Here is a 2202-nt window from a genome sequence, read left to right on the forward strand (position 1 = left end):
GCTGCTGACCCGCGAATGGGCGCTGCCCAAAGAGCGGCTGATGGTCACCGTCTACGAGGATGACGACGAGGCGTTCGAGCTGTGGAAGAAGGTCGCCGGCCTCCCCGAGGACAGGATCGTCCGGCTCGGGGCCAAGTCGAACTTCTGGGCCATGGGCGATACCGGCCCGTGCGGGCCGTGCTCGGAGATCTTCTACGATCACGGCGAGCAGGTCCCCGGCGGCCCGCCGGGCTCGCCCGACGAGGACGGCGACCGCTTCATCGAGGTATGGAACCTCGTCTTCATGCAGTACGAGCAGCATGCCGACGGCAGCCGCACCGGCCTGCCGCACCCCTCGATCGACACCGGCATGGGGCTCGAGCGCATCGGCGCGGTGCTGCAGGGCGTGCACGACAATTACGACATCGACCTGTTCAAGGCGCTGATCGGGGCCGCGGCGCAGGCGACGGGCGCCGACCCGGAGGGCCCGGGCCGGACCAGCCTCAGGGTCATCGCCGACCATCTGCGCTCGATGAGCTTCCTCATCGCCGAGGGGGTGCTGCCCGCCAATGAAGGGCGCGGCTACGTGCTGCGCCGCATCATGCGCCGCGCCATGCGGCACGCGACGCTGCTCGGCGCCGAGGAGCCGGTGATCCACCGCATCGTGCCGGCGCTGGTGCGCGAGATGGGCCAGGCCTATCCCGAGCTGGTGCGCGGCGAGGCGATGATCGCCGAGACCGTCGAGCTCGAGGAGAACCGCTTCCTCAAGACGCTGGGACGCGGCCTGCAGATCCTCGCCGAGGAGAGCAAGGGGCTGGGCCGCGGCGACGTGCTCGCCGGCGCCACCGCCTTCAAGCTCTACGACACCTACGGCTTCCCACTAGACCTGACCCAGGATGCGCTGCGCACGCGCGGCGTCGGCGTGGACGTCGCCGGGTTCGACGCGGCCATGGCGCAGCAGAAGGCCGAGGCGCGCAAGAGCTGGGCCGGCTCGGGCGAGGCGGCGACCGACCAGGTGTGGTTCGCGGTGGCCGATGCCGTCGGGCCGACCGAGTTCCTCGGCTACGAGACCGAGACCGCCGAGGGCGTGGTCACCGCCCTGGTCAAGGCCGGGCAGATGACGGCCGAGCTGGCGGCGGGCGAGGAAGGCTTCGTCGTCCTCAACCAGACCCCGTTCTACGGCGAAAGCGGCGGCCAGGTGGGCGACACCGGCCGCATGCGCGGCGACGGCGTCGCCGTGGAGGTGCTCGACACGGTCAAGCACCACGGTGTCTTCGCGCACCGCGTCCGGGTCGCCAGCGGCACGCTGCGCAAGGACCTGGCGCTGACGCTCGAGGTCGATCACGCCCGCCGCGCCGCCATCCGCGCCAATCACTCGGCCACGCATCTGCTGCACGAGGCGCTGCGCCTCGTGCTCGGCGACCACGTGGCGCAGAAGGGCTCGCTCGTCGCTCCCGACCGGCTGCGCTTCGACTTCGTCCATACCAAGCCGATGAGCGCCGAGGAGATCGCCCGGGTCGAGGACATCGCCAACGCCGTGGTGCTGCAGAACACCGCCGTGGAAACGCGGCTGATGGGCGTCGAGGAGGCCAAGGACTCCGGGGCCCGCGCGCTATTCGGCGAAAAGTACGGCGACGAGGTCCGCGTCGTTTCCATGGGCGCGCCGACGGGCAACGCGCTCGGCTGGTCGGTGGAATTGTGTGGCGGCACCCACGTCCGGCGCACCGGCGATATCGGGCTCATCTCGGTGGTCGGGGAGAGCGCGGTGGCCGCCGGGGTGCGCCGCATCGAGGCGCTGACCGCGACGGAAGCGCGCAAGCGCGGCAACGCCAACACGCACACGCTGCACGAGGCGGCCGCCCTGCTGCGCGCCGGTCCGAACGAGGTGCTGGAGCGCATCGCGGCGCTGCAGGAACAGCTGAAGCGCTCCGAGAAGGCGCTGTCCGACGCGCGCCAGAAGCTCGCCATGGGCGGCGGTGCCGGCGCCGGTCCGGCCAGCGAAACGGAAACGATCGGCGGCACGAGCTTCGTCGGCCGGGCCGTCGACGGACTGCAGCCCAAGGATCTGCGCGGGCTGGTGGACCAGGCCAAGAAGCAGATCGGCTCCGGCGTCATCGCCATCGTCGCGGTGAGCGAGGAGGGGCGGGCGGGTATCTCGGTTGGTGTCACCCCCGACCTGACGGCACGCTTCAACGCGGTCGACCTCGTCAAGAAGGGCGCCGA

1 protein-coding gene is annotated in these 2202 nt (G+C 71.2%); it reads left to right on the forward strand.

Annotated features, from left to right (window positions below; all coding sequences use genetic code 11):
• Positions 1-2202, forward strand: a 2202-nt coding sequence (gene alaS / locus VGD93_RS15175) for an alanine--tRNA ligase (protein WP_395013009.1), incomplete at both ends; no start/stop codon positions are given.

This window comes from Devosia sp. (genome assembly GCF_036406155.1).
Taxonomy (GTDB): domain Bacteria; phylum Pseudomonadota; class Alphaproteobacteria; order Rhizobiales; family Devosiaceae; genus Devosia_A.